This window comes from Priestia sp. BR_2, from assembly GCF_041954005.1.
Classification (GTDB): Bacteria; Bacillota; Bacilli; order Paenibacillales; family Paenibacillaceae; genus Paenibacillus_AQ; species Paenibacillus_AQ lautus_A.
In genome coordinates, this window is the sequence record NZ_JAVFHM010000103.1 from 1 (window position 1) to 3779 (window position 3779).

Below are 3779 nucleotides of genomic sequence, written 5' to 3' on the forward strand. Positions count from 1 at the left end.
AAAGGGTGGATGAATCGTAATGAAAAAAGAACATGTACTGTTAATCGATCAAGAGTGGGTAAGTCTTATGGAATCAGCTCGCATGCGGGGGCTGACTATCGAAGAAGTCCGGAGATTTTTATCGGAGTTTAATGGAACTAAATAAAAAAGCACGCTAAAATGAACACCCCTTTGCCGGTCCTTTACTACAGAACCAGCAAAGGGGTGTTTTCTGATCTTTTCAAAGTTCTCTATTTATTTCAGTTTTTTATTTCTTATTCAATTCTTCATGACCGAAGCTTACATTCAAACCACCTAACTGGTTACAGGCTGCATTGCTATCAACAACCACTGTGCTGTCACTTTGCTTCTGAAATTGTACTTGACACCCTACGCTAAATTCATCTCCAGAATCATCATAGCTTGCTTTACCTTCACTCATAAAATGAGCTTTCCCTTCGATGTCTCCGGTATTTTGTTGATAATAAGCTCTTAGTGCAAAATCAAACCCTTCATCAGAAGCATTGGTAATGGTTATAGATTGTGTGTTTGTTGCATTCGAAAATGTACCGTTCCAGCCAGTACGTGGTTCAGACTCTTTTTGTTTAGTAGCTTGTTTTTCTTCTGTGTCTTCAGTATTTGCTTCACTTATCTCATCATTTAAAGGTTTGTTATCTGGAGAGGGTTGATCTTCTGGTGATGTAAAAGTTATAAAGCCATCATCTAAGTAAATTTCTTTATAGCGTTCACTTTCACTTTCCGGATTTAATACTTCATACATCATGACTTTCTTTGTTTCTCCCTCTCCCCACTCTCGAGTAGCTTCGCCTATTCTCTTTATACGGTAGCCACTGCTAGATTCATAGGAAGGAGATTTGTTAATTTTCACAATTTCATTCCACGTTAAATTTAATGGTTTTCTGTCAGCATCTATCACTGTATAACCATCAAGCTTCCATTTGCCATTTTCCACAACTGCAGTGAACGTTAAATAACCTCCGCGATTAGTTGTATCATTGCTTAACATAATGGTTTGAACTTTTATACGCTTCGAGCTTTGACTTAAAACTTTTAACCTTATATTGTCATATAGGTTATCCGGAATGCCTATAGAATCTGCACTGCTAAAGAAAAAGTTAAAAGCAGGAGTTAACTGCTGCTTAATAAACTTTTCTGTCGCATATGGCTCCAGCTTTTGTTGTATCATTGCTACTTCTTTTGTAGAAAGCGGACTAACAGCGGTGTCCCATTGATGTTCCAGCTGTAAATCGCCAAGTACGCCTACTGTTTGGCGATAAATATTTGTGACATCTTTACCTGTTATTGGAGGAGCTACTTCTGATTGCCCTTTACTTACATGCTTAGCTTCTTGTTCTGTTTCCTGTTCACTGTTTTTACTTTTGTGAATCACCGTATTTGCTTCTTTAATAGCAACTGGAATTTTCACTTGAAGGTGCTTACTACCTTTGAGTACCATTACAGTAACAACTGTGGTGTTACCTTCTGGATGTTTAGGTATCTTTATTTTGAAAGTCGGCCGGTCACCCTTTTTACTTTTTGTAAAAAAGACATTTGCAACTTTTTTATTTTCGGTCGTTATTTTCATTGAAGATATGGCTTCTTTATCCTTCAATAAATTTTCTTGAACCTCATGTGATGTCTCTATATCGTAATAAGTTGCAGGCATATATTTCATGTCGATTGTATCACCTGGTTTTGCTACGATTTCTTTTGGGAAAGCCTCAATTTTTTTTAATTGTTGACATGTACTAATTTCTTTTTCTTCTGTTAAAGGAACCTCCAATTCAGGGTTATAAATAACTATATCTTTCATCATTCCTACCTCTACACCAACTGAGGCGAATGGATAGTACGAAACTTTGGCACAGGCATTGATATCTACTTTTTTTACAGGATCATAATCATCTCCATCAAAATTTACTTCTCCAATTGCTTCTACCTGTGACTTGATGCCTACTCCTGTTTCTACACCTACTCCTAAAACACCTAGAGCACTCACTCCAGCTCCAATTTCCGGCTCAACTTCAGCTTCAATGTGCCCCCGTCCTTTAAATCCGTAAGAAACATTTCCTGTTGAATTTATGTAAGGTTTATAGCCTTTACTCGTCTTAATAACACCTGCATGTTGAATGCTATCAGCACTTCCATACACTTCAGCCTTTACAGTCGTCTTATCATTTATATCTATCTTTTTAGTATTCGTTTTCTTTATTTCATTCCCAAATAACATTCCCCCAATTTGAATATCGCCCGTTACATATAGTCCAGGAACAGGGGTCGGATAATAAACAGTCGCAATTGTTTTGTCTCGCGTCTTTTCCAGTGCTTTTTTCAACTTTTCAGAACTGATTGTATTTTCAAAATTCTTTTCAGCAACCATACTTAGCTGCACTTCTTCAGCAGTCTTAATTTCCATATTGTAACGGGAGAATTTATCGTCTCTTTTGTTTTTCCGGATGTCGGTTATTACCTCAGGGTCTTTGAGATTCACATGTCCGCGTATAGAAAAATACTTAGACACTTTTAATTTGTTTACAGCAAATGATAATTCACCATTTTCCTCTTTTAACTCTGCGTCAAAAACATCCTCTACTTGAAACTCTCCGTGTGATTCTTTTGTATTGCTAGAAGCTATTTGAGTATCTGCAGCCTGCGCTTGTAACTTTTCATATGTAACACCTTTTACTGGCTTAACGATTAAATCTTTACTTGCTAGTGTATAAGTTTGGTAGAGATCCACGCTGTCAAATAATTCTTCAAACTTGGGCTGCGTCACTTCCAATAAAACTTTTCCATCTTGTTCTCCAACACTTTTTACTTTTACAGCTACTTCTTTAATAACGTCTTTTTCATGAGGAACGGTTAAAATATCATCCTTTTTAAGAGTACTAGTTGTCGCTGTCTTTTTTAACAATAGTGTATTTGTACTTGCCTTAAGTACGTCACTAGCCTTCAATTTGTGAATGTTAGGATTATACACTACGTCTTTTACTTCTTCTCTTTTTGTAACAAATGAGAAAGTAAACGAATTCTTCACTTTCTCCCCATCCTTATACCTAAGTGCTTTGCTCATTTGAACTGTCTATTGTTCTCCTTTTCTATATCCTCCTTTTGGTGGTTGAATAGAAATAGACTGTCCTTGATTCTTTAATTCTAAATGAACTGGAACTACTTTGTGGTTTTTATCAAATACTTCAATGTTTTTAGAATTTATCGTCTTAAGATCTAAACTTTCATCAAAAGAGATAACCCATTCTTTGTTTACGTCTGTATCTAGATACGTAGGGGTATTTTGAGAGGAATTATCTATTTTTTCACTAGCTAGTTTTGTTTCCTCACTTGTGGTTTGATTGGTCGCTGTGGCCGCAGACTTATGATACCAAAAATAACTTCCTGCTCCTATGATGATAATTGCTGCAATTAAAATTCCTAATCTTCTACTCAACTATAACTAACTCCTTTTCCTGATGTCCCTAACTTCTTAGTTGTTATGAATTACAAATATTCCTTAATAAAAAGGACATTCCTCCTTATTGTTTATTATTCAAACTATACTATTATATATCATAAGACCTATTTACGGTTAAAATTTTACCAAAAATGATATTTATATATTTAAATGGATTCTATTCCTAAAATGGACATACTAAAAAGCATGCTCGCTTAGAAGAATTACCTCCCGTGAGCATTCTTTTTTTAGTTCTCTTTTTTAAATACGAACTCCTTTTGGCTTGCGTTGATCAAACGTATAAATCTGCGTAAATCCGCACTGTTTCGCC

Annotated in this window: 3 protein-coding genes; 1 reads left to right on the forward strand and 2 read right to left on the reverse strand. The window is 35.7% G+C overall.

Going from position 1 to position 3779, the window contains the following annotated elements:
* Window positions 1–19: 19 nt before the first annotated feature.
* Window positions 20–145 (forward strand): DNA-binding anti-repressor SinI, encoded by a 126-nt coding sequence (gene sinI, locus RB298_RS02685; RefSeq protein WP_486045628.1) that lies wholly within the window; start codon window positions 20–22, stop codon window positions 143–145.
* Between the two features lie 102 nt (window positions 146–247).
* On the opposite strand, the gene RB298_RS02690 is transcribed toward sinI, so the two are convergent.
* Both RB298_RS02690 and RB298_RS02695 read right to left on the reverse strand, forming a co-directional pair.
* Complete coding sequence (locus RB298_RS02690; protein WP_486045630.1) at window positions 248–3037, reverse strand: hypothetical protein; 2790 nt, start codon at window positions 3035–3037, stop codon at window positions 248–250.
* A gap of 45 nt (window positions 3038–3082) precedes the next feature.
* On the reverse strand, window positions 3083–3445 hold the full coding sequence (locus RB298_RS02695) for a hypothetical protein (protein ID WP_486045632.1): 363 nt from the start codon (window positions 3443–3445) through the stop codon (window positions 3083–3085).
* Window positions 3446–3779 lie beyond the last annotated feature (334 nt).